Genomic DNA, 21,284 nt, shown 5'->3' on the forward strand with positions numbered 1-21,284 from the left:
TCGTTAGGGGTGGTTGTATTTTCAGAAAAACGGATAATGAGACACACTTTTTTAGGATAACTCCGTTCACAAGTTACACTAACCCCTGTGATAGGGCGTTCCTTTAATTATTTGATCTGCCCTGTAGAGTTGTTCTAAGAGGACAATCCTTGCAATGTCGTGCTGAAGTGTCATTTTTGAGAGGGAGAGGAGAAAATTACTCCTTTCTCTAACTTCTTCAGAGAGTCCATCTGCACCACCTATGAGAAAGGTAATAAAAGGGTGTTTTTGAACAAGGGAGGCAAATTCTCGTGAAGTCATCTCCCTCCCCCTTTCGTCAAGGGCGATAATGTAGCCCTTAGCCTTCTCCAATAGCTTTTTCCCTTCCTCTTCTTTTGTTCGCTGTTTTTTGACTTCCACAATCTCTATGTTCTTAAATTTTCTTAGATAGTAGTCCTGTGCTTCTTTTAGGATTGGAGAAATTTTCCCGACGGCGACAACTTTTACTTTCAAACGCTTGTTTCCTCCGGCAGGAGGTCTGCAATCTCCACTCGTGGAGCGTCCATCCAGAGTGATTCAAGGTTGTAGAGTCCCCTGAATTCGGGTCTGAATATGTGAACGATGAAATCACCGTAGTCCATTAAAATCCAGTTTGCATTGTCGTAACCCTCAATGCTCAATGGGGTTATCCCATTCTCCTTGAGTTTTTTCCTTATCTCATCGGCAATTGTCCTTCCGTGAACGTCAGAATTTGCAGTGAGTAGCAGGAAGTAGTCTGCAAGTGTTGTGAGGTCTCTCAGGTCGATAACTACAGGGTTCTCAGCCTTTTTGTTTAGTGCAGTTTTCAGGGCAAGCTTTAGCTTCTCTAAGGTATCCAAGTCCTCCTCCTTAAAGGGTTTCTTTTATTTTCCACCATAGTGAACGTTTTAAAGGATTGATGACAGGTTCAACATTAAGAATTTCCTCTCCATTTAAGATTCTTCTTGCCTTTTCACTGTATGGGGAATGGGGGTATTTCGATACCACTTCTGAGAGAATTTTCTTACCTATTTTTCTGTTTTCCTTTGCAATCTCTTTCCACTTTTCAATGTCGCTCTTTATAAGTTTAATTCTGTTCTCTGCAACTTTTCTAATCTCTGGATCGTCTGAGTTCAGTTTTTCCTTCTCATCTTTGAGTTGATTCTTTAACCTCTCTATTTCTTCCTCAGACTGGAGAGTAGTGAAGAAATAAGCCCTTCCTATTAGGTAATCGAGTCTATCCATAGGTTCTACGTCGCTGAATTTCCCTTTTATGTCTTTGTATCTGTGAATAGAGGCTGTGAATTTGTGGATCATATCGTAGGTTCCAGCAATGTAAACTTCGTGTTCTGCAAGTATCTTTCTTCCGATTTTTCTATAGGTTCTGGCTTTTTCCACTCGTGGGTCATCTGGATATCTCTTTATAAACTCTTCAAACGCATTAATTGCTTTCTTTGTAAAGGTCTGATCCCACTCGGGTCCTTTCACAAGGTTAAGGTAGGAAACTCCGAGTCTAAATAGAGCATCCTTTGCCTTTGGAGACGCAGGATAGAGCTCTAAGAACTCCTCGTAGTTGAGGGCTGCATTCTCAAAGTCTTCATCGTTAAAGTAGGCATTTGCAAGGGTAATCTTTGCTATCTCCTGTTTCTTTGGTGGGAGCTCTCCTTGAAGGGCTTTTTCTAACATTTCAGCCGATTTTCCCCAATCCTCTTCAAGTGCAGCCTGCATTCCCTTCTGGTAGAGACCTTCTGTAGTCTTTGGAATCCTCTCGCAGGAGAAGAGGAATATTAAAGAAACAATAAAAACTATCCCTTTTCGCAAGATCGCCTCCTATCCTCTTACGACTGTGAATTTTTCAATATGATAGTAATCAACAGGAATAACCTTGATTTCCTTTTTGTAGATCTCTTCAATTCTATCAATTATATCTTTTTCATCTCCTTTTAACTTCTCAGCTACTAAGGGATTTGCATAGACCTTTATTATCCTTGAGCTTGAGTGGTTTATTTTTAAAAGGGACAGGATCTCTCTTTCTATTTCAAAAGCTACAGTTTCAACCGATTTCACTCTTCCCTTTCCTTCACAGTAGGGGCAGGTCATTGTGAGACTTTTACCCAGACTCTTTTTGACCCTTTTTCTCGTCATCTCTACAAGCCCAAGGTCGGACATGCTGACTATCTTGGTCTTTGCTCTATCTTTAGACAGTTCTTCTTCAAGGGTTTTTAGGAGAAGCTGCTTGTTCTCCTCTTCTTTCATATCAATAAAGTCAATGACAATAATTCCACCTATGTCTCTCAGCCTGAGCTGTCTTGCAATTTCTTTTGCGGCAGCAAGGTTTATCTTTAAGGCTGTTTCTTCGAGGGTTTTCGTCTTCTTGAACTTTCCACTGTTTACGTCAATGGAGACAAGAGCTTCGGTTTCATCTATCACGATGTAGCCACCGTTGGGAAGGTAGACCTTCCTGGAGAGGGCTTTTTCGATGGCTTTTTCCACTTCAAACCGCTGAAAAAGGGGGATATCCTTGTTGTAGTACTTTATTCTTCCTGCAAGTTTTGGAATGAAAGCTTTTGCAAAGTTTACAGCTCTCTCAAACTCAGCTTTTGAATCTATTATAACTTCTGAAACGTCTTCTGTGAGAAGATCTCTCAGGGTTTTGGGTACTATTTCCAGATCCTGGTAGAGGAGTGATGGAGGTGGCCTGTTTTCAGACTTTTCAGTTAGTCCTTTCCATACCTTTAGTATGTAGTCGAGGTCTTTCTTGAGGTCTTCTTCGGTGGCTCCTTCTGCTGCCGTTCTGACTATGATTCCGTACTCTTCAGGTTTGATCTTTTCTGCTATCTCTTTCAGTCTTTCCCTTTCCGATTCGTCTGTAATTCTCCGGGAGATTCCGATTTTGTTTACAGTTGGAAGTAGAACAAGGTAGTGGCCGGGAATTGTGATGTTTGTTGTTATCCTGGGCCCTTTTGTTCCTATGGGTTCTTTCGAAACCTGAACGAGGACCTCCTGCCCTTCTGAGAGAACCTCTTCTATGGATGGGAGCTCAATTTCCTGAGTTTGTGTTGTTTCATCAAATAGATCGTCTTCTTCCTCAAATTCAAGTGTAACTGCGTCTCTCACGTAAAGGAATGCCTTTTTTGAGATTCCTATGTCAACGAAAGCTGCCTGAACGGCAGGAACAATTTTTATGACTCTTCCTTTGTAAATATTTCCGACAATTCCCCTGTCTCCCTTTCTCTCGACGTAGAACTCTACAAGCTGACCATCTTCTAAAATAGCGATTCTGACCTCTTTTGTGTGGGCGTTTATCAGTATCTGTTTCTTAGGTTTGGATGAGCGCTTCTCTACACACCTTTGCTGTTCCAAGGTTCAATCCTATCCAGTTTAGTATATCCTGAATGTTTAAAATATTGCCATTTATTACGTTCGTGGCAATTTCTATCCTGCCTTTCTCCTCTTTAAGCAGAGCTATGTGATCCTTCAGAATGACCTCTTTCCCTTTTCTGCTGATTAATTTTTCCTCTTTAAGCGGGGAGAGGTCGTACTCAGTAAATGGAACAATTGTGTATGTTACCGTTTTTATTTTACTTAAAAGAGTTTCCTTAGGTTCAAGGTCTATGAAGCCTTTGAACTTTAAACCTTCTGGCAGGAAGTCCTTCGAGCGTCTAATGAACTTTTCAAAGTTGAAACTTTCTTCCGTGAGTTCTATCTCAACAATTTCTCCTTTACCTTCAACGCCTACAGGGAGTCCAAGGAGGATGTTTATCTTTGGATGGGGATTAAACCCTTGTGAGTATCTTAAGGGTAGCCCGAACTTGCGGAAGGTTCTTGTAAATGCCCTTGTGAGGTCGAGGAGAGAGAGATACTTTGCAAATCCTGTCTTTTCAAAGACAAGAGCAACTTTTCTTTTAAGTAGAAACTCCCTCTTTGGTCTTGGAGGAACTTTGAACTCTATTTTTTCCGGTATAGGATAGTTTTTCAGGTCTTTTATCTGTTGGGGTGTGCAGGCACCGCAGGCGTGGCAGCCGACAATTCTACAGTCTCGAGTCCACTGCTCCTCTTCTGCCTTTTTAAGTTCTCTGAGGAGAAAGTTTTTACTGACAACACCATCTATAAAATCCCAGGGGAGTTTTTCTTCAAGACCCCTTCTTCCTGTTGCCTTTTCAATGTTAAATCCTGTCTTTTCAAAAGCTCTAAGCCATCCATCCCAGTTGAAGAACTCGTCCCATCCATCAAGCTGGCATCCTTCAATGTGCGCAGCCTCAAGGAGCCTGCTGGTTTCTTCATCACCTCTTGTAAGGATCGCTTCGATGAGGGATTGCCTGTAGTCGTGAAATCGGAGGATGAAGCTTCTGGGAGCTTTCTTTTTTATGTACTCTATTTTTTCTTTTACCTCTTCTTCCTTTGCAAAAGGTTCCCACTGGAATGGGGTAAATGGTTTTGGAACGAAAATCGATATTCCTGCGGCAAGGTGTTTCTTTCCTCTGTATTTCTTTCCGATTTTATAAACCTGCCAGAGTAGACTTGTAAGAGAGTCAATGTCTTCCTGGAGCTCAAAAGGTAGCCCTATCATAAAGTAGAGTTTCAGTCTTCCCCAGCCTCTTGAGAATAGACCTTCTACAGCTTTAAAGAGGTCTTCATTTGTAAGCTCTTTGTTGATAATCCTTCGGAGCCTATCTGAACCTGCCTCTGGAGCAAGGGTGAATCCTGTTTTCTTAACTTGCATTATTTGAGAGGCAAGATCTGGGTTGAATCCCTTTACCCTCATCGATGGCAGAGAAAGGGAGATCATCTTTCTATAGCAGGTTTCCATTATTTCAGGAACAAGGACGTTGAACCTGCTGTGGTCGGAGATTGAAAGAGAAGATAGGGAGGCTTCCTCGTAACCAGTGTTTTTAAATGTTTCTTCTATTAGTTTTTTGATGAGCTTTTCATCCTTTTCCCTGTAAGGTCTGTAGATGTAACCTGCCTGGCAGAATCTGCACCCTCTAAGGCATCCCCTGGCGGCTTCAACTGCTATCCTGTCCTGAGCTGTTTCAACGATTGGAACAGGAGGAGAAGTTGGGAAATAGCCCTCTTTTACTCCGGTGAAAACCGCTTTTTTTACAGGGTACTTTCCAAACGCCGGAACCCAGACTCCCTCTATCTTTCTCGCTTCATGCAGGAAATCCTCTTTGCTTGCGCCGGATCTCTTAATTTCTCTCATTAACTTCGCTATTTCAACAAGAGTTTCTTCACCGTCACCGATGGAAACAAGATCCACAAAGGGAGAGATAGGAACCGGGTTGTACATACAGGGACCGCCGGCAAAGATGATGGGGAATCCTTCCCTCTCTTCTCTTCTGAAAGAAAGTCCCGCAAGCTTTATTACCTGAAGTGCGTTTGTGAAGGTAAGCTCTGAGGAGAAAGAAAGTCCCCAGAGGTCATAATCTTTCACCGGGCGGAGAGCTTCAAGCGTGTAGAGAGGAATTCCTCTCCTTTTCATTAGTTCCTGCATGTCGGGACGGGGAAGGTAAACTCTGTGACAGAGAGCAAAGTCTGTCAGGTTGTTGATGACGTGGTAGAGAATCTTCCCACCTATGTGGGAACTTCCAACTTCATATAGGTCTGGATAGGTGAGGACAAACCTTACTTCTCTCTCTTCAAATGAAGGAGCTTTCTGGTTGAGCTCCAAAGGTAAATAAGCAGATGGTTTCTTTACGTTGTAGAGCTCTTGAATGAGCTTTTCGTCCTTAAAAATCGTCAAAGAAGTCTCCTGTATCAAATTCGTTGTCATAATCTACAAAATCATCTTGAATAGTGTAATTTTTTTCTTCATCGTGGTTATCTAAGCTTGTGGAATCAGTATCCTCTTTATGAAATTCTTCGGCTTGATGTGCAACTGCTTCGTGTATTGAGTCTGCTATAAGATCTGCAATTAAAAATCCAGCAGCAGTTCCAAGGATTGTTCCAAGCCATGGGAATCCCGGGGTGTAGATTGGCTCTCCAGATGGGGATTGTGTTCTTGTGAAGAGTTTCTGGAGCTCTTCTTTTCTTACAGGGACGGTTATTATCTCTTTACCGTTATCGAGTTTGATTTCGTAGGTATTCTCGTCTAACTTTTCAAAGGAAAAGCGTTTGAGCTCGGAGCTCCTGAAAAATCTGAAGTTTCCTTCCTTGAAATAAGAGACACCATCTTCTGAAAAGTTGAGAATAGAACCATCAATTCCTTTAATCTCTACAGTTCTGGGTCTGTTTGCTGTTCCTCTGCTGTTTTTCATCAGCGTAGGAACAATTACCAGAATGAAAACAAGAAAGAGAATCAAAAATAGCATTATTCCCATATCATTCTCCTTAATTCTAAGTATTCTAAGATAAAAGTTAGGCGAAATTCTGATTTATGGGAAATTTCTGTTTCCAAAAATTTTCCTTACTTCCATTTTCCAGAACTCGATTTCATCTTCTTCCTTCAGGATTCCCTCTTCTCGAAGAAATCTGAAATAACCTTCTGATGGAATTCCTGTCTTTTTCAGGACAACGATTGAGCCTGGCAGGATATCCTTTTGTTTGTAATTTCTTCTGCAGATTTCGTGAAGCACAGAAGACAGTATTCTGCCCATAGCTCTTCCCTTTTCGGGAATGAGCTTTTCACCAGCCCGTCTATTTATCTCTTTTGTAAGTTCTGCGTAAGTTATGAAGGACTTACTTTTAGCCCTTTCTCTAAGAATTTCTTCTGCGATGCTGCTTATATCTTTCATCGAATTAGAATCTATAAATCAGGCTTGTTGAGAATACTCTGTCTGTATGGTACTCAGCATCTTCTGGTAGCAGGTTATGGTAATCAACCTTGTAGGATATGCCCAGCGCCATCTTTTCTGTAATTGGCACCTCGAAGTTTGTTTCGCTGTGGATGAAGTAATCATCGCTGTTTTTAAAGGAGACAAGATATGAGATTTTCTGGGTAAATAACAGATTTTCAAGTAATTGTCTGTTGTATTCTAAGCTGACATCTCCAGAAGCATAGCTTTCAGTTCCTCCTTCTGTATAATCGTTGTAGGTAAAGTCTGTACCTAAGAAAAGTTTGAGATTTTCATTATCTTTTTTGATCAGTTGATAACCTATACCGGGACCCAAGCCAAACCGTAGGTTGTACCCTGAAAATTTATCTCTCTTTATAAAGTTTTTGACAAAAAACAGAATCCTTCCAGTTATATCTGCTTCACCTCTGTTGTTGATTGTAAGTTTATTTGCTGTTTCCTTTCCACTATCTTCCTTGTAGAGGTAAGAGCCGTCTGAGTAAAACCTCAAACCATTCCAGTTTCTTTCTAAGTTATAACCAATGGAAAGCGTTTGAGTGTCCGTATTTCCTGCTGAATTGGAGTAGGAAATGGATATCTGGTTGTCTTTTCCCATTGCTGCTAACGGAAAGAAGAGAGTAACAATAAAACCTATCAAGATTCTAAGGAATTGCATGTGGATTCCTCCTTGTTTTTCAAGAGTATAATTTCACAATCAAATTTTATTATTCTGGAGTTGGTAATGAACAACAAATTAGTAGAAAACCTTAAATCCTTTGCAATAGCGTTAATCTTAGCATTGATCATAAGAACATTTCTTGTTCAATCCTTCCATATCCCTTCAGGTTCTATGATTCCTTCACTTCTTGTTGGAGATTTTATTCTGGTAGATAAAGTTATCTACCACCTTAGGGAACCTGATAGGGGAGATGTTGTTGTATTTCATTTTCCTTTGAATGAGGATGTTTATTACATTAAGCGGATAGTCGGTGTTCCGGGAGATAAACTTCAGATTATTGATGGAAAGGTTTACATAAACGGAAAGCCCTGTGAGTACAAACCTGCCGGTAACTACATTTACTATGAGAAAGGCGAGAAACATGAGGGTGAACTGTTTTACGAGTTTCTTCCCAGAAAAGAAGAAGGAGAAAAGAAGCATCTTATCCTAAAAACAGGAATTAGAGGAGACAATACTGAGGTTATTATCGTTCCAGAAGGTAAATACTTCATGATGGGAGACAACAGAAACAATAGCTACGATAGCCGCTTCTGGGGATTCGTTGACAGGGATAAGATAGTTGGCATTGCAAGGATAATATTTTTCTCATGGGACGGAGAGAAACACTTACCAAGATTTAATAGACTTTTTAAACTGGTTAATTAATTCTTGAATCCTGACAAAACTTTAAATTTCCTTCCCATATCAACTATCAGTGTAAGGGCGGTTATAGCGTCTTCAGGCGACAGGAACTGTTCTATTCCTTCAGAAAGCAGGAATTCTGACTGAGGTTTGATTTCGATTGATGTGAGATATCTTGCAAGGAGATTTTTGAGATAGGAGAAATCAACTCTTGAGGTGAGGTCAACTTCACCGATAAACCTTAGATAATCCCTTTCAGCTCTATTTTTCCTGAAAGATAAAAACGTGCCTTCTCTTCTGTTCCGTAGGTTTTTGCAGAAGTCTCCATAGTCTATCGTCAGAAAATAGCCACTCTGAAACTTTTTAAAAAGGTTCTCTAAGAAGGATTTCCAGCCAGTAAAGAGACTGTACTCACAGCCCTCTTCTGGTTCGCAGGAAATTTCTTCTGTGAAAGGGATTGTATCCTCAAAAAGTTCATTTTCTTTTTTCCTTAGCACTACTTCACGGAGCTCTCCGTTGATTTTCCTTATCCTTTTAAACGGAAATGCATCGAAGAATTCGTTGGAAATTACAAAACCTGAAAAGTTTTCTATTTCGTTAAGGTTTTCTACAATTTTGACCCTATGAACAATCTCCTTAGCGATGTTATTCTTTTCGAGTATTATGTACTCTTCTACTGGTAGGGAAGAGAGGATATCCTTTGCAAGAAAGCCCTTTCCACCGCCCAGTTCAAGTATTCTGAGGGGAATATTCCTCTTTTCAGAGATTTTTCTGATGTGGTTTGCGATGACTTTTCCGAAAATTGATGAAAGCTCAGGTGCGGTAAAGAAATCTTCGCCGGGAGCAGGTTTTGTTCTTTTTTTTGTGTAGTAACCATACTCAGGATGATAGAGGGCTAAGTAAACAAATCTATCAAAAGTGACAAATCCTTTTTTTTCTATTTCGGTTTTAAGAATCTCTCTCAGCATATCGTATAGATTCCTCCTTCTTTTCTTACAAATCCCGATATCTCCATCTCCAGCAGAAGGGTCATGAGAGTTGAGATATCAGCTTCAAGCTCATCTGCAATCTGATCGACTGTAAGAGGAGCTCTGGATAGAAGTTCATAGATCTCCTTGAACTTCTTAGGTATCTGTTGTTTAAAAAAGGATCTTTTCAAAAATGGTAACTCGTCAAATATGTCCTCAAGTTCAAGAAGGGGAATAGCGCCTTCCTTTATTAATCTGTTTGTTCCTCTACTAAGGCTTGAGTCTATGTTTCCCGGGACTGCAAAAACGGTTCTTCCCTGTTCCGCTGCAAAGTCAGCTGTTATCAGGGCTCCGCTTTTTTCTCTTGCTTCAACTACTACAATGGCATGGGAAAGACCACTTATTATTCTGTTTCTTCTTGGAAAGTTTTCTTTTGATGGTTTTGTCCCGAGGGGAAACTCGGAAACGATGGTACCTCCTGTTTCAACTATTTTCTCTGCAAGCCCTGTATTTCCTTTTGGATACATGCGATCAACACCGCTTCCAAGAACAGCTATAGTCTTCCCATTTCCTTTGATGGCTCCTCTATGGGCAGCGGAGTCTATTCCATACGCAAGACCACTGACAACGGAGATGCCATTTTCTGAGAGAAACTTTCCAATCGAAAATGCAATTCTCCTTCCATAGTCTGAAGTTTTCCTTGAACCGACTACTGCGATACAGGGTAATTGAGGAAAGGTTCCTTTAATGTACAAGACTATTGGAGGTTGATGAGTTTCTTTGAGCAATGGTGGATACTGTTTTGAGCACAATGGAATTATCTCAATTCCAAGTTTTTTCGCATTTTCTATCTCTTTTTCAGCTTTTTTCAGTTCTCTATCCAGTTCAATCTTTTCTTCTTTCAGAGCTTCAGATAGATTGCCATATTTTTCAATAAGAGAGATGTATGAGCGGGGACCAAAACCTTTTTTGAAGAGAAGGGCAATGGAGATTAGAGTTTCTTCCATTAGATAATCCTTATTGCTGAAAGTATCCTTTTGTCTGTTTTTTCTTTCCTGTAGGAGTAGAATAGGTCATTGTTACATACTGTACACTTGTTTATCTCTTCTATTTCGTAAATTCCAGCAGCTCTGAGTTGGATTCTGTTTGCTTCTTTGAGATCAAAGAGATATTTACCCATTTCTGTTTTCCTGAAGCATTTTAAGTATTCTCCGGGGAAAAGAGAAAAGACGTCATCTCCGACTTCGTAACAGTTTCCGCAAATGGAAACTCCAAGTATTGCTTTTTTAATTGCTGAAAACTTAGAGACGTATTTGACAGCATTAAAAGTTATTCCCTTGAGAGTTCCTCTCCATCCAGCGTGGACTATTCCAACCACTCCTTCTCCGATGAGAAATACAGGAAGACAATCGGCAGTTAGAACCCCAATCCAGAAGTTCTTACTGTCTGTAATTAAGGCGTCTGCTTTAGGTCTGCGACTTATTGAACGACCCACAAAAGCAACGTTATTTCCGTGGATTTGAATAGGCTTTATAACAGGTATTCCTTTGATTTCTTCCATTTCTCTACCGTCGTATGGTTTTTGTGAAATGAATATTTCATATTTCATAATGCTAAAATTTTAACATGGCGGAGATAAAGATTACTGTCAAGATAAAAAAGAAAAACATACCGGCGATTTACCATTTGAAGCCCTCTGAAGCATTTTCGCTTTTCAGAGAGAAGCTTTTAGAAATTGTCGAGCAATTACCTTCAGACAGGGTTACAAATCGTGCGATTAAAGAGATATTTAGAAAACAAGGAAGGAAGAGATTAAGTTTTCTTGAGAAGAAGTTTAAGAAGTTGGATTCTTCTTCAATAATGAAAAAAAAGGTAATTTACAGCTCTTTTTATAGGGTTTTTCAAAGACTGCGTTGGGCAGAGGAGTCAGGAAGTGAAAGAGAAGTTGAGTTACGGGTCTGGGCTACTTCTTCCATAGACTATCTCTATGAGGTGGTAAGGCTTCTGGAGGAAAGAGAATGATAGAAAAATCAAGCTATTGGGTTCTTCAGGAAGTTTTCGTTGACCCGGGAGTTGCCGGCAAAAGGATGGATTGTGATTTAAACCTTAAAGTTGTAACGGATGTAAAAAGGGAAAAGGAAACCTGTAGAGTAACAGTTGAAATATTTGGTTCACTTACTTCTGGTGATGAGCAAATTGCAAATGTGCGGTTTGTCAACATTACAAATTTAATCCTAAACAGGAAGGTAACAAACAAAACGATTTCCAAGAAGGTAATGAAAAATAAAGTAGAAGAACTTATTTCTTTAATTCCTATCTATCTGATAAAAGCGGGAATAACGGTAAGGGAAGTAGAGTATGAGTTGTAGCTGTAGAAGAGGGGAAAGACTTAAAAGAATTGAAACAGCGGAAATAAGAGAGCTTTTGAGATTCTTAAGAAAAAATCCTGGTCTCTTTATATTTGTGATTGACCTCATACACAGTTTTCGTCCAACAGATTCTGATAGGATTAGAGCAGAAAGAGTGTTCCTGACTGTAAGGGAAGTTCAGGAGCTTGGACTTCTTAACTTTTCCCAATCTGAAGAGTTTTTCAGGCTTCTTAAAAGTTTCTTTGTCAGAGGAACAGATAAGCAGAGGGGAAATTTCCTTGAGATTCTCGTTTCGACCTTAGGACCTTTTACATTTGAAGATCGATCCAAAAGAGTAAACCAGTGTAAGATGTTCAAAAAATCAAAAAAAATCTCAGACAAAGAGATAGATGTGGCATTTTCTTCTAAGAGTTTCCTTGAAGTTCATGAATGTAAATCAAACATGGGAAGACAGTGGAGAGATCCTCTTTCGAAAAGAAGCAAGAAGGGTTCGAAGCTGCACTTTATGAATAATCTGCCTTACTTGTGCAAAGATGACAGGAAAGTAATTCCTTGTTGCAGTGGGCTGGATGGGGATTTGACTGTTCGTTACATAAAGAAGCTTTTCAGCTTTTACAAATTCAGGAATATAAGGGTTATAGGGAGGAGAGAACTTTTTGAAAGGTTTAAGAAGAAATTGTAAGTTTTCCTATTTTCTTTAGAAGAGGGGGAGCTTCAGTTATTCATTCTTGCTAAGAGGGACTGAAGGGGGTTATTCTGGTAAAATACCCTCATCTCTAACCGCTTCTGGAGAAAGCAAATGGATACAAAATTACTGGAATTGATTATTATTTTTTTAGTAGGTCTTGTTGGTTCACTTATTTTTCTCTACTTTATTCTAAAGAAAGCTTAGGAGAGAGAGATGGTAAAGGACATTCATGAAAGCAAAATACTTATTCTGGATTTTGGTTCTCAGTACACGCAGCTGATAGCGAGAAGACTCAGAGAGAAGCATGTTTACTGTGAGATTCATCCTTTCAACATCCCGATTGAAAAGATTAAGGAATTTAAACCAAAAGGAATCATTCTTTCTGGTGGCCCTGCCAGTGTGTATGCACCAGATTCTCCGAAGGTTAGCAGGAAGGTCTTTGAGCTCGGAGTTCCAGTTCTTGGAATCTGCTATGGAATGCAGCTTATTACTTACCTTTTTGGTGGTGAGGTTGTAAGAGCAGAAAGGCATGAGTACGGAAGGGCTGAGCTTGAGGTTTTAGACAACTCTGATCTTTTTGCAGGTCTTCCGGGCAAATTTACTGTCTGGATGAGTCATGGAGACAGAGTTCTGAGGATTCCGGAAGGTTTTGAGCCAATAGCAAAAACGGAAAATGCTCCCTATGCTGCGATAAGGAGCAGTGAAAAGAAGATTTATGGTGTTCAGTTCCACCCGGAAGTCAAGCATAGCCAGTATGGGGACAAGATCTTAGAGAACTTCGCAATTAAGATTTGTGGTTGTGAGCCTACATGGACAATGGAGAACTTTATAGAGTATGAGATTAAGAAGATTAAAGAAACTGTTGGTGATAAAAACGTCATATGTGCACTTTCTGGTGGTGTTGACTCTTCCGTTGTTGCTGCACTTCTCCACAAAGCAATTGGCGACCAGCTCTATCCAATCTTTGTTGATACAGGACTCCTTAGAAAAGGAGAGAGGGAGTCTGTAGAAAAGACGTTCAAAGAGAAATTTCACATGAAGAACTTTAGAACCGTTGATGCTTCAGAACTCTTTTTAGAAAGGTTAAAAGGTGTGACAGATCCAGAAGAGAAGAGGAAGATAATCGGATACACTTTTATAGAGGTATTTGAAAAGGCTGCTAAGGAGATTCCAAATGCAGAGTTTTTAGCACAAGGAACACTCTATCCAGACGTTATAGAGAGTGTCTCAGTTAAAGGTCCTTCTGCAACTATTAAGACCCACCATAATGTTGGGGGGCTTCCGGAAAGGCTTAATTTTAAGCTTATTGAGCCTCTTAGGGAGCTTTTCAAAGATGAAGTGAGGGAGCTCGGAAAAGAGTTGGGACTTCCTGATGAGATCATAAAGAGACAACCATTTCCAGGACCGGGACTTGCGATAAGGATAATCGGTGAAGTTAAGCCTGAGTATCTACGGATCTTGCGTGAAGCTGATGCAATAGTTCTTGAGGAGATAAAGAAAGCAGGACTCTACGATAAGATATGGCAGTCCTTTGCTGTTTTCCTACCGGTTCAAACCGTTGGTGTTATGGGAGATGTTAGAACTTACGACTATGTGATTGCCCTAAGGGCTGTTGAGAGCGTTGATGGAATGACTGCCGACTGGGTGAAGCTTCCATATGACCTTCTTGAAAGAATCTCAAACAGGATAATCAATGAGGTTGAAAGGGTAAACAGGGTAGTTTATGACATTACTTCAAAGCCACCTGGAACAATTGAGTGGGAGTAGAAAATGGACAAGATTGAAAGGATAAAAGAGTTAAAGAGAAAGAAAAATGCTGTAATACTTGCCCACTACTACGTTGATGGAGCGATTCAGGACGTTGCAGATTTTGTCGGTGATTCCTTAGAGCTTGCGCGAAAGGCTAAGGAAGCTGATGGAGATATCATCGTTTTCTGTGGCGTTTACTTTATGGCTGAAACCGCAAAGATTCTGAATCCAGAGAGGAAGGTACTTATTCCATACTACAAAGCTGGCTGTCTCATGGCAGATATGGCAATTGCTGAAGAGATTGAGGAATTTAAGAAAGAGAATCCCGATTATGCTGTTGTTACCTACGTAAACAGTTCTGCTGATGTAAAAGCGGTTTCAGATATCTGCTGTACCTCTGCAAATGCAGTTAAAGTTATAGAGAGCATTGATGCTGAGAAAATTCTCTTTGTTCCTGACAAGAACCTCGGAAGTTATATTGCTGAAAAGGTTAAAGGTAAGGAGATAAAGGTCTGGAGTGGTTACTGTCCTGTTCATCAAAAGTTGACTGTTGAAGATGCAGAGAGGAGAAAGAGAGAAAATCCAGATGCTGTTTTTGCCGTTCATCCGGAATGTAAAAAAGAGATAAGGGATATGGCTGATTTCGTTGGAAGTACTTCTCGAATTCTTAAGTTTGTAAAGGAGACAACAGCAAAGAAAGTAATAGTTGGCACTGAAGAGGGAATAATTCATCAACTTAAGAAGGAGAGACCGGATATTGAGTTTATTTTAGCTTACAGTGAGTTTGTTTGTGACCAGATGAAAATGACAACTGTTGATAGACTTCTTAAAGCTCTTGAGAGAGAACAGTTTGAAGTTGAAGTTCCTGAGGAGATAGCTAAAAGAGCCAGAGTCGCCATTGAGAAGATGCTGGAGATAAGCTAAGGAGTTAAAAAAATGAAAGAGTTTAGAGTTAAACAGGATCTTGCATTTGTTATCTTTCCGCTGACAGTTGATTTGTTGCTTTTTGTTAGTGCTCTTTTTATGGGAGGGTTCTGGCGCTGGATATTTATAGCTCTTGCTGTTATTTTTGCTGGATTTGTCCTTTATCAGTCAAGACCTATATTTAAGAATTTCCAGTTAATTCTTACTCCTAAGGAGATAAAGGTTCAGGATTTCAGGGGTAACGTTGTAAGGAGGATTGACTGGAAGAAGGTTGAAGGTGCAGCAGGAGGTTTCAAGAAGACCTGGCTTATCTATACCTACAGCTTTTACTTCAGAGTAAAAGGGGACGAAGACTTGATGTTTGCATTAATTTCAAGAGAAGCAGGATTGACAGGGAAGTTCCAGAACTTTGTTAAAGTTTTTGTCAGGAAGAAGATTCCTGTTCAGATAGTAAAGGCGTGAGGTAGGTAAATGAAAGAAACTTCCACAAGGCTTGTTCTTCACTTTCCGAAAGAGACCTGGGATAAGCCGGTTATATACAAGCTTGTTAAGGATTACGATTTGATTGTTAACATACTGAGGGCAGAGATTCTTCCTAAGATGGAAGGTTCTGCGGTAATCGAGCTCCGCGGCGACAGGAAAAAGATAGGAGAGGCAGTAAAGTTTTTAAGAAGTCTCAAAATAAAGATAAAACCTTTGGAATTGGACATCTTCCGCGAGGATGAGAAGTGTATCCACTGTGGAGCATGTATAGCGCCTTGTCCGACCAACGCTTTTTACCTTGACCAGAAAACCTTCAGGGTGGAGTTTGACAAGGATAAGTGCGTCGGCTGTGGACACTGTATCCCAGCGTGTCCACTCAGGATTATCTATTCGGCTGAGTTCTAACTTAAAACTTCTTCTGGAAGCACAACGTAAGTTCTGGAAACTTTTCTTGAAAGTGCTTTGAGAGCATCAGTTGGTGCTACGTTGGAGAGTTCTTCAATTCTATCTTCAACTTTTACCTTTATTATGTCCATTCCAGATGGAGAATAGTAGGAGTAGGCAACCTTTGAGGGTTCAATAACTTCAAAGTAGAAACGGGGATCAAATCCTGCTTTTTCTACCAGTTCTCTATACTGAAGAACTTCTAATGGTGTAACCTCGACAGTTCTAAAGAAGTTTCTTTTGACCAGCCTTTTGCAGAGATCTGACAGTATTGAATCTCTTGAATCCATTAAAGAGTAAATTGAAGAGATAACGTTTCCATCTGTCAATCTGAAGAACTTTTCAACGTTTTCCTCTTTGAGAACTTCTGAAAGTGTGTGATCCATCTGGAGGGAATTTCCTTCCAGAAGAAGTTCTTTTATTCTCTCAACGATCTTTTTTAGGAGAACTTGAACAGAAAGATTGACTTTGTGGAAATAGACTGCCCAGTACATTTCGTAACGGGACATTACATAAGCTTCGAGGGCATTAAAACCTTTGGAGCTCCATATCAGTTCTCCATCTTCAACAAGTACAGAAACCAGAATTCTGTTAACATCAATCTTTCCAAAAGAAACCCCGGTGTAGAAAGCGTCCCTTCTCAGGTAGTCAAGTCTGTCGCAGTCTAACTGGCTGGATATGAGCTGATAGGAAAAGGGGAATGGGTGTTCTTTCGAAAGTATCTTCTTTACGTTATCTATGAGATCTCTTTCAAGATCTGTTTCTTCAGAGAGGCTTTTTAGAGCATAAAGTGTGAGTTCTTCATGCCTCTGAGGAATAATTACTCCTTCAAGGGCGTGGGAAAAGGGCGAGTGTCCAAGGTCATGGGTGAGTGCAGCAACAAGGATAGAGGTTGAGAGGAACTCGTCTATCTGGTAACCCTTTAACTTCAAGAAATTCAGGGCTTTTCTTGCAAGCCACATTACTCCTATAGAATGCTGGAATCGGGTATGTTCAGCTCCCGGATATACGTAATAACAGGGGCCCAATTGTCTTATGTATCGGAGTCTCTGGAGGTAGAAACTGTCAAGGATCTTTTCGAGTGCTCCCCCTCTCTCCACCATTATAAATTCATCATAAACAGGATCCATGAGAAGTTTATGCTTCTTCATTCTCCACCTTACATCTGTTACAGATGCCGTAACAGAGAATAGTACAGTTTAAAACTTTAAAACCTTCCTTTTCCAGCTTGTCAGTATTTACTTCTGGAACAATTTCTGTATCATAAATTCTGCCACAGTTAAGGCATACAAAGTGGCTGTGGGGTTCAACTCTTGCATCATAGTGTACTTTATCCCTCAATGTGGGGACTCTCATTACCAGTCCTGCTTTTTCTAAGCTGGCAAGCGTTCTGTAGACAGTTGTCAAGGAAATACCGTCTATTTTATCTTTCAGACTCTCGTATAACTCCTCAGCAGAAGGGTGGTCGTGTCTTGAGATGATTTCTCTATAGACAGCAACACGCTGAGGTGTTACCTTAAGTCCGCTCATTCTGGCTTTTCTCTTAAACTCTTCGATTTTTTCTTTAAGATTCATAGTACTTAATCCTCTCTAATAGAGTTTACCATTATGAAAATTTGTATGAAAGCGTTAAATAGCAAATTAGTAAATGTAACTGCAAAAGGTTATAAGTTGGGAATGTCTACTGAAATATATAATAGTTAGGTAAAGAAATCACCAGTCTGTACTCTATAACCCCTGATGAACTCTTCACCTGAAATCTCTTTTTTACCTTCGGGTTTGAGTTTTTCTATTTTAAGAGCTCCTTCTCCTGTAGCAACTACAAGTTCTCTGTCAGCTTTAATTATCTTTCCAGGTTCTCCAGTTCCATCAATAGGTTCGGCTTTTGTTATCTTTACCCTCTTCCCTCTGAATGTGGTGTAGGCTGAAGGCCAAGGGGTGAAAGCTCTTACCATATTGAATATCTTCTCTGCCGGGAGAGTCCACTCGATTCTGCCCATTTCTTTTGTTATGGGTTTGCAGTAGGTGGCTTTAGAATTGTCCTGGGGTACAGGTTTTAATTCTCCAGAAACGTAGAGAGGGATAGTTTCAACGAGGAGTTCAGCTCCTACCTTTGCCAGTTTGTCGTGGAGAATTTGAGCATTATCGCTTTTTTCTATAGGGACTTCCCTCTGTGAGATTATGTCTCCAGCGTCAAGTTCTGGGGATATGAGCATTATCGTAACACCTGTTTTTTCCTTTCCATCAAGAAGAGCAGATTGAATAGGTGAAGCTCCTCTATACTCTGGAAGGAGAGAGGCGTGAACGTTTATACATCTAAATTTCGGCAAATTCAGAATCTCATCTGGAAGGATTTTTCCATAGGCTGCAACAACGATTAGATCAGGGGAAATTTCTTTAAGTTTCTCTATGAGCTTCTCGTTTCCTTTAACTTTTTCAGGTTGATAGACCGGTATTTCAAGGCTTTCAGCCAGAACTTTTACAGGAGGAGGTGTTATTTTCTTACCCCTTCCCGCAGGTCTATCCGGCTGAGTAATAACAAGAGGAATTTCATATCCAGCCTCGTGAAGTGCCTTGAGAGATGGAACGGCAAAGTCAGGTGTTCCCATAAAGACAACTTTAAGCTTTTTCTCCACTTAAAACCTCCAGAATCTCCTCAAATCTAACAGCACCTTCTCTTACAAGCAAAGGTTTCTTTCCTGTCAAATCAACAATTGTTGATGGAACTTCCTTAGATTTTCCTTCTATACAGTAGTTAATCTGTCCTTCAAAATACCTTCTGCACTCCTCACAGCTCCTTGCAGGAGTCTTGCCTTGGGGGTTGGCACTTGGAGCAAACAATGGAAACGTTTCTCTTATAAGCTGCCGCAAAAATTCATCATCCGGTATTCTGATGGCAAGATTGTTCCTTTTAAAAATTTCTCTAAAAGGACTTTTTTCAGAAAGCGGCAAGATAGCAGTAATAGGAGCTGGATAGAGTTTTCTAAAACCGGTTGAATAATTTACAGGGATAATAATGCCGAATTCTTCCAGCCGCTCAACCGCATCAAACAAAACGATGAGCGGCTTTTCAGGGTCTCTCTTTTTTATGGAGTAGAGCCTATCTACCGCTTCTTTACTTAAAGCATTTCCAAGAATTCCAAACAAAGTATCGGTGGGAGAGCAGATCAGCTCTCCCGATTTTAAAACCTTAACAACTTCTGTTAAATCCTTTTTACTGAGAATCCTCACTCTCTTTTATCTCTAAAAGGTGTTTGTTGTAGAGGAAAATGAGATCGTTGACCTGACACTTCAATTCCTTAGCAACGGGAGGACACTTTGCTTTGAGTATAAAGAAAATATCCTTTGAATCTATTCCATCAAGAGTTTCAAAGTTTGCCTGCCCTTTTGAAATTATAAAGAAAGACTTTTCCCAGTGCTGTTTAAACTCCTCGGAAACGAAATCAAAGTCTATACCGATAAAATCCCTTCCTGTGGTAATCAGTTCATCAACAATGTCTGCTGCTCCTGTTTTAAGGGCATCTTCCACCGTGGCATCGTTCAGTATGGGACCACCTCTGACAGCAAGGACAACTTTAAGCCCTCTTTTTTTGAGTTCTCTAAGCAAAAATTTGTCAAAGACTATTTCACCTGCATTGTCAGCGACGTAGAGAACCTGTTTTCCAGGAACAAAGAACCTTTCAAGTATCGCAACATCAAAGTAGGCAAAGGAAAGATGAAGAAGGTTTTTAATATCCTCCAGCAGGTCAAATTCTCTGGGGACTCCAAAATCGATGACGTTTCCTGCAGCGGCAAGCCTTATAGCAATGGAAAGTGGATCGTCAGATTTCCTGTAGAACTCCTCTTCAAGATAAGGTTCAAGCTTAAGGGCGATTTCGTTGTACTTGTCCTTTAGCAGTTTGTAAGGGTCGTTGATTTTTGTCCTCTCTTTGAAAATTCTGTGTAAGAATGTGGCGTTGTGTCCCGGCGATTTATCAAATCTCAGATCCTTTGCAATGAACTTTGCCGATTCTTTCAATATCTCTATTGTGAGAGAATCTGGAACTTCCGCAATTTTCGAAACGTTTAGTATCTGTTTCATAAAACATGGAATACAGTCAGGGTAAACTTTCATAATTTAACCCTCTAAAACCTTTCTCTTCATCTCCTCTCTATACTTCTTGAGTTTTTCTCTCAGCTCTGGATACTTTATTGCCATTATTTCAACAGCTAAAACTGCTGCATTTTTGGCACCGGCCTTTCCAATTGTTACTGTGGCTACAGGTATACCGCCTGGCATCTGAACGATTGAGAGGAGGGAGTCTATCCCTTTTAGGGGAGATGCATCGAGAGGAACTCCAATAATAGGAAGTGTTGTTTTAGCAGCAATTACTCCACCAAGGTGGGCGGCATATCCAGCAGCAGCAATAATAACGTCGTATTCCTCTTCTGCCTTTTCACAGAAGGCAATGACCTCATCAATTGTCCTGTGGGCTGAGAGGACTTTTACATCGTAAGGAACTCCAAACTCGTCAAGAGTCTTTGTGCAGCTTTCCATAACAGGCATGTCGGATTTACTTCCCATTATCACTGCTACCTTCTTCATTTATTACCTCCTCCGCTTTTGTAGGTTTTGAAAAGTTTCCTGCTTTATCTACAGCTTTGACATAGTAAGAACCTTTTGGACAATTTGGAAGGAGAAAGTATATACCTCTTCCAGTAGAACCTACAACCTTTTCACGTTTAAGGATTACGTAACCACTTACATCTTCAGAGGGTGAAGGATCCCAGAGGATAGTGCAACTGTTTCCTTTTCTTATCAGGAATACATTTGCCGGTGGTTCTGGAGGTGTCCTGTCTTCAGGGGTCAAATTATAGGTTTTTGAGAACCTTCCTTTCAGATTACCTTCTGAGAATCTGAAACTGTAACTGTACTCTTTACCATTTACTACGTTCTTATCGACGAACTCAGAAGTTTTGGGAGGAAGAGTTTTGTAGGGAGAAATGTGTAGAGACGAGTTTTTGAAAACTTCTATGGAATAATCAGTAATTGGTTTAAACTCAAACTTAACAAAACCGTCACCGGCGACGTAACTTAGAATTTCAGGTATTTCTTCTATCGGCTTTCTTGCCACAGCACAAAAAGGTTCTGAAGGTTGGCTGAAATATTTTCCTCTGTAAACAGCAGTGATGGTGTAACATCTTTTTTCACCTTCAGAAACCACTTTACTGTCAAGGAAGTAAGTGTTTTTTATTTTTGCTTTCTCTTTTCCGAAGTTGACTGAGACTATGTAGTAAATCTCTTCTGGATTTGCCAGTTTCCTTCCATCTGAAAACTTTTTGACTGGTTGCCACTTTACCAGTAAGTTCCTATACACCTGATCAATACCTGAGATTTCCGGTGTTTCTGGAGAAAACTGAAGGGGTGGTAAAGGATCCCCTCTGTTCCCACACATCGTAAAGGAAAAAACAAAAGGCAGAAAACATAACAGTAATAACTTCTTCAAACCCACCTCCAGCTGAAATTTTACCATAGGCTAAAACAACTGT

The 21,284-nt window shown here is 40.2% G+C and carries 26 protein-coding genes; 8 read left to right on the forward strand and 18 right to left on the reverse strand.

The window, feature by feature from the left end; all coding sequences use genetic code 11:
• Positions 1-78: 78 nt before the first annotated feature.
• From ACYQ3A_RS04905 to ACYQ3A_RS04940, 8 genes are read right to left on the reverse strand one after another with little or no spacing between them, the layout of a single operon-like run.
• On the reverse strand, positions 79-492 hold the full coding sequence (locus ACYQ3A_RS04905; RefSeq protein WP_459895996.1) for a 23S rRNA (pseudouridine(1915)-N(3))-methyltransferase RlmH: 414 nt from the start codon (positions 490-492) through the stop codon (positions 79-81).
• Positions 489-857, reverse strand: coding sequence for a ribosome silencing factor (rsfS, locus tag ACYQ3A_RS04910; protein WP_459895998.1), 369 nt, complete (start codon positions 855-857; stop codon positions 489-491). The genes ACYQ3A_RS04905 and rsfS overlap by 4 nt, the downstream gene beginning before the upstream one ends.
• A 10-nt stretch (positions 858-867) precedes the next feature.
• Positions 868-1,818, reverse strand: a complete 951-nt coding sequence (locus ACYQ3A_RS04915) for an outer membrane protein assembly factor BamD (RefSeq protein ID WP_459895999.1) — start codon at positions 1,816-1,818, stop codon at positions 868-870.
• 9 nt (positions 1,819-1,827) lie between these two features.
• Entirely contained in the window at positions 1,828-3,360 is a 1,533-nt protein-coding gene (locus ACYQ3A_RS04920) for an Rne/Rng family ribonuclease (protein ID WP_459896001.1), read from the reverse strand.
• Entirely contained in the window at positions 3,317-5,740 is a 2,424-nt protein-coding gene (locus tag ACYQ3A_RS04925; RefSeq protein ID WP_459896002.1) for a TIGR03936 family radical SAM-associated protein, read from the reverse strand. The genes ACYQ3A_RS04920 and ACYQ3A_RS04925 overlap by 44 nt, the downstream gene beginning before the upstream one ends.
• Positions 5,727-6,317 (reverse strand): hypothetical protein, encoded by a 591-nt coding sequence (locus tag ACYQ3A_RS04930; RefSeq protein WP_459896003.1) that lies wholly within the window; start codon positions 6,315-6,317, stop codon positions 5,727-5,729. Before ACYQ3A_RS04930 ends, ACYQ3A_RS04925 begins: the two co-directional genes overlap by 14 nt.
• Before the next feature lie 54 nt (positions 6,318-6,371).
• On the reverse strand, positions 6,372-6,731 hold the full coding sequence (locus tag ACYQ3A_RS04935) for a hypothetical protein (RefSeq protein ID WP_459896004.1): 360 nt from the start codon (positions 6,729-6,731) through the stop codon (positions 6,372-6,374).
• A 4-nt stretch (positions 6,732-6,735) separates the two neighbouring features.
• A complete protein-coding gene (locus ACYQ3A_RS04940) occupies positions 6,736-7,446 on the reverse strand; it encodes a DUF481 domain-containing protein (protein WP_459896005.1) in 711 nt (236 codons plus the stop codon).
• 66 nt (positions 7,447-7,512) lie between these two features.
• On the opposite strand from ACYQ3A_RS04940, the gene lepB reads away from it, so the two are divergent.
• Positions 7,513-8,154, forward strand: coding sequence for a signal peptidase I (gene lepB / locus ACYQ3A_RS04945; RefSeq protein ID WP_459896006.1), 642 nt, complete (start codon positions 7,513-7,515; stop codon positions 8,152-8,154).
• On the opposite strand, the gene ACYQ3A_RS04950 is transcribed toward lepB, so the two are convergent.
• From ACYQ3A_RS04950 to pgeF, 3 genes are read right to left on the reverse strand one after another with little or no spacing between them, the layout of a single operon-like run.
• Positions 8,151-9,098 (reverse strand): SAM-dependent methyltransferase, encoded by a 948-nt coding sequence (locus tag ACYQ3A_RS04950; RefSeq protein WP_459896007.1) that lies wholly within the window; start codon positions 9,096-9,098, stop codon positions 8,151-8,153. The two genes, lepB and ACYQ3A_RS04950, sit on opposite strands and share 4 nt — an antisense overlap.
• Positions 9,092-10,105 carry a DNA-processing protein DprA gene (dprA, locus tag ACYQ3A_RS04955; RefSeq protein ID WP_459896008.1) on the reverse strand — a complete coding sequence of 338 codons (1,014 nt, stop codon included), beginning with the start codon at positions 10,103-10,105 and terminating at the stop codon, positions 9,092-9,094. The genes ACYQ3A_RS04950 and dprA overlap by 7 nt, the downstream gene beginning before the upstream one ends.
• Positions 10,105-10,659, reverse strand: coding sequence for a peptidoglycan editing factor PgeF (gene pgeF / locus ACYQ3A_RS04960; RefSeq protein ID WP_459896009.1), 555 nt, complete (start codon positions 10,657-10,659; stop codon positions 10,105-10,107). Before pgeF ends, dprA begins: the two co-directional genes overlap by 1 nt.
• 65 nt (positions 10,660-10,724) lie before the next feature.
• Here pgeF and ACYQ3A_RS04965 point away from each other — a divergent pair, with 65 nt between their 5' ends.
• The 7 genes from ACYQ3A_RS04965 to ACYQ3A_RS04995 all read left to right on the forward strand — a co-directional run bounded on the left by ACYQ3A_RS04965 (position 10,725) and on the right by ACYQ3A_RS04995 (position 15,716).
• The gene (locus ACYQ3A_RS04965; protein WP_459896010.1) at positions 10,725-11,120 is read left to right on the forward strand and encodes a hypothetical protein; all 396 of its coding nucleotides are present in this window, start codon (positions 10,725-10,727) and stop codon (positions 11,118-11,120) included.
• Positions 11,117-11,467: a hypothetical protein gene (locus ACYQ3A_RS04970; RefSeq protein WP_459896011.1), complete on the forward strand. Its 351-nt coding sequence runs from the start codon at positions 11,117-11,119 to the stop codon at positions 11,465-11,467. Before ACYQ3A_RS04965 ends, ACYQ3A_RS04970 begins: the two co-directional genes overlap by 4 nt.
• Entirely contained in the window at positions 11,457-12,149 is a 693-nt protein-coding gene (locus tag ACYQ3A_RS04975; RefSeq protein WP_459896012.1) for a hypothetical protein, read from the forward strand. The genes ACYQ3A_RS04970 and ACYQ3A_RS04975 overlap by 11 nt, the downstream gene beginning before the upstream one ends.
• A gap of 219 nt (positions 12,150-12,368) precedes the next feature.
• Positions 12,369-13,922, forward strand: coding sequence for a glutamine-hydrolyzing GMP synthase (gene guaA, locus ACYQ3A_RS04980; protein WP_459896013.1), 1,554 nt, complete (start codon positions 12,369-12,371; stop codon positions 13,920-13,922).
• A 3-nt stretch (positions 13,923-13,925) separates the two neighbouring features.
• Entirely contained in the window at positions 13,926-14,828 is a 903-nt protein-coding gene (gene nadA, locus ACYQ3A_RS04985) for a quinolinate synthase NadA (protein WP_459896014.1), read from the forward strand.
• A 12-nt stretch (positions 14,829-14,840) separates the two neighbouring features.
• Positions 14,841-15,290: a hypothetical protein gene (locus tag ACYQ3A_RS04990; protein WP_459896015.1), complete on the forward strand. Its 450-nt coding sequence runs from the start codon at positions 14,841-14,843 to the stop codon at positions 15,288-15,290.
• A 9-nt stretch (positions 15,291-15,299) separates the two neighbouring features.
• Positions 15,300-15,716 carry an NIL domain-containing protein gene (locus ACYQ3A_RS04995; RefSeq protein WP_459896016.1) on the forward strand — a complete coding sequence of 139 codons (417 nt, stop codon included), beginning with the start codon at positions 15,300-15,302 and terminating at the stop codon, positions 15,714-15,716.
• Here the strand turns inward: ACYQ3A_RS04995 and ACYQ3A_RS05000 are convergent.
• From ACYQ3A_RS05000 to ACYQ3A_RS05030, 7 genes are all read right to left on the reverse strand, one after another.
• Positions 15,713-16,906 carry an HD domain-containing protein gene (locus tag ACYQ3A_RS05000; RefSeq protein ID WP_459896017.1) on the reverse strand — a complete coding sequence of 398 codons (1,194 nt, stop codon included), beginning with the start codon at positions 16,904-16,906 and terminating at the stop codon, positions 15,713-15,715. The two genes, ACYQ3A_RS04995 and ACYQ3A_RS05000, sit on opposite strands and share 4 nt — an antisense overlap.
• A complete protein-coding gene (locus tag ACYQ3A_RS05005; RefSeq protein ID WP_459896018.1) occupies positions 16,893-17,330 on the reverse strand; it encodes a Fur family transcriptional regulator in 438 nt (145 codons plus the stop codon). Before ACYQ3A_RS05005 ends, ACYQ3A_RS05000 begins: the two co-directional genes overlap by 14 nt.
• A 125-nt stretch (positions 17,331-17,455) precedes the next feature.
• Positions 17,456-18,364 carry a methionyl-tRNA formyltransferase gene (fmt, locus tag ACYQ3A_RS05010; RefSeq protein WP_459897432.1) on the reverse strand — a complete coding sequence of 303 codons (909 nt, stop codon included), beginning with the start codon at positions 18,362-18,364 and terminating at the stop codon, positions 17,456-17,458.
• Between the two features lie 10 nt (positions 18,365-18,374).
• The gene (locus ACYQ3A_RS05015) at positions 18,375-18,986 is read right to left on the reverse strand and encodes an L-threonylcarbamoyladenylate synthase (RefSeq protein ID WP_459896019.1); all 612 of its coding nucleotides are present in this window, start codon (positions 18,984-18,986) and stop codon (positions 18,375-18,377) included.
• Positions 18,970-19,869 (reverse strand): damage-control phosphatase ARMT1 family protein, encoded by a 900-nt coding sequence (locus ACYQ3A_RS05020; protein ID WP_459896021.1) that lies wholly within the window; start codon positions 19,867-19,869, stop codon positions 18,970-18,972. Before ACYQ3A_RS05020 ends, ACYQ3A_RS05015 begins: the two co-directional genes overlap by 17 nt.
• A gap of 3 nt (positions 19,870-19,872) precedes the next feature.
• On the reverse strand, positions 19,873-20,340 hold the full coding sequence (purE, locus tag ACYQ3A_RS05025) for a 5-(carboxyamino)imidazole ribonucleotide mutase (RefSeq protein WP_459896022.1): 468 nt from the start codon (positions 20,338-20,340) through the stop codon (positions 19,873-19,875).
• On the reverse strand, positions 20,309-21,241 hold the full coding sequence (locus ACYQ3A_RS05030) for a fibronectin type III domain-containing protein (RefSeq protein WP_459896023.1): 933 nt from the start codon (positions 21,239-21,241) through the stop codon (positions 20,309-20,311). The genes purE and ACYQ3A_RS05030 overlap by 32 nt, the downstream gene beginning before the upstream one ends.
• Positions 21,242-21,284 lie beyond the last annotated feature (43 nt).

The organism is Desulfurobacterium crinifex (genome assembly GCF_054656775.1).

Coding starts and splice junctions, on each gene's coding strand:
- guaA (WP_459896013.1), top strand. CDS start 12,369: ATGGTAAAGGACATTCATGAAAGCAAAATACTTATTCTGGATTTTGGT.
- ACYQ3A_RS04950 (WP_459896007.1), bottom strand. CDS start 9,098: ATGCTGAGAGAGATTCTTAAAACCGAAATAGAAAAAAAAGGATTTGTC.
- ACYQ3A_RS04975 (WP_459896012.1), top strand. CDS start 11,457: ATGAGTTGTAGCTGTAGAAGAGGGGAAAGACTTAAAAGAATTGAAACA.
- ACYQ3A_RS04940 (WP_459896005.1), bottom strand. CDS start 7,446: ATGCAATTCCTTAGAATCTTGATAGGTTTTATTGTTACTCTCTTCTTT.
- pgeF (WP_459896009.1), bottom strand. CDS start 10,659: ATGGAAGAAATCAAAGGAATACCTGTTATAAAGCCTATTCAAATCCAC.
- dprA (WP_459896008.1), bottom strand. CDS start 10,105: ATGGAAGAAACTCTAATCTCCATTGCCCTTCTCTTCAAAAAAGGTTTT.
- ACYQ3A_RS04990 (WP_459896015.1), top strand. CDS start 14,841: ATGAAAGAGTTTAGAGTTAAACAGGATCTTGCATTTGTTATCTTTCCG.
- nadA (WP_459896014.1), top strand. CDS start 13,926: ATGGACAAGATTGAAAGGATAAAAGAGTTAAAGAGAAAGAAAAATGCT.
- ACYQ3A_RS04965 (WP_459896010.1), top strand. CDS start 10,725: ATGGCGGAGATAAAGATTACTGTCAAGATAAAAAAGAAAAACATACCG.
- ACYQ3A_RS05005 (WP_459896018.1), bottom strand. CDS start 17,330: ATGAATCTTAAAGAAAAAATCGAAGAGTTTAAGAGAAAAGCCAGAATG.
- ACYQ3A_RS04995 (WP_459896016.1), top strand. CDS start 15,300: ATGAAAGAAACTTCCACAAGGCTTGTTCTTCACTTTCCGAAAGAGACC.
- ACYQ3A_RS05000 (WP_459896017.1), bottom strand. CDS start 16,906: ATGAAGAAGCATAAACTTCTCATGGATCCTGTTTATGATGAATTTATA.
- ACYQ3A_RS04930 (WP_459896003.1), bottom strand. CDS start 6,317: ATGGGAATAATGCTATTTTTGATTCTCTTTCTTGTTTTCATTCTGGTA.
- ACYQ3A_RS05020 (WP_459896021.1), bottom strand. CDS start 19,869: ATGAAAGTTTACCCTGACTGTATTCCATGTTTTATGAAACAGATACTA.
- purE (WP_459896022.1), bottom strand. CDS start 20,340: ATGAAGAAGGTAGCAGTGATAATGGGAAGTAAATCCGACATGCCTGTT.
- ACYQ3A_RS04970 (WP_459896011.1), top strand. CDS start 11,117: ATGATAGAAAAATCAAGCTATTGGGTTCTTCAGGAAGTTTTCGTTGAC.
- lepB (WP_459896006.1), top strand. CDS start 7,513: ATGAACAACAAATTAGTAGAAAACCTTAAATCCTTTGCAATAGCGTTA.
- ACYQ3A_RS04935 (WP_459896004.1), bottom strand. CDS start 6,731: ATGAAAGATATAAGCAGCATCGCAGAAGAAATTCTTAGAGAAAGGGCT.
- fmt (WP_459897432.1), bottom strand. CDS start 18,364: ATGGGAACACCTGACTTTGCCGTTCCATCTCTCAAGGCACTTCACGAG.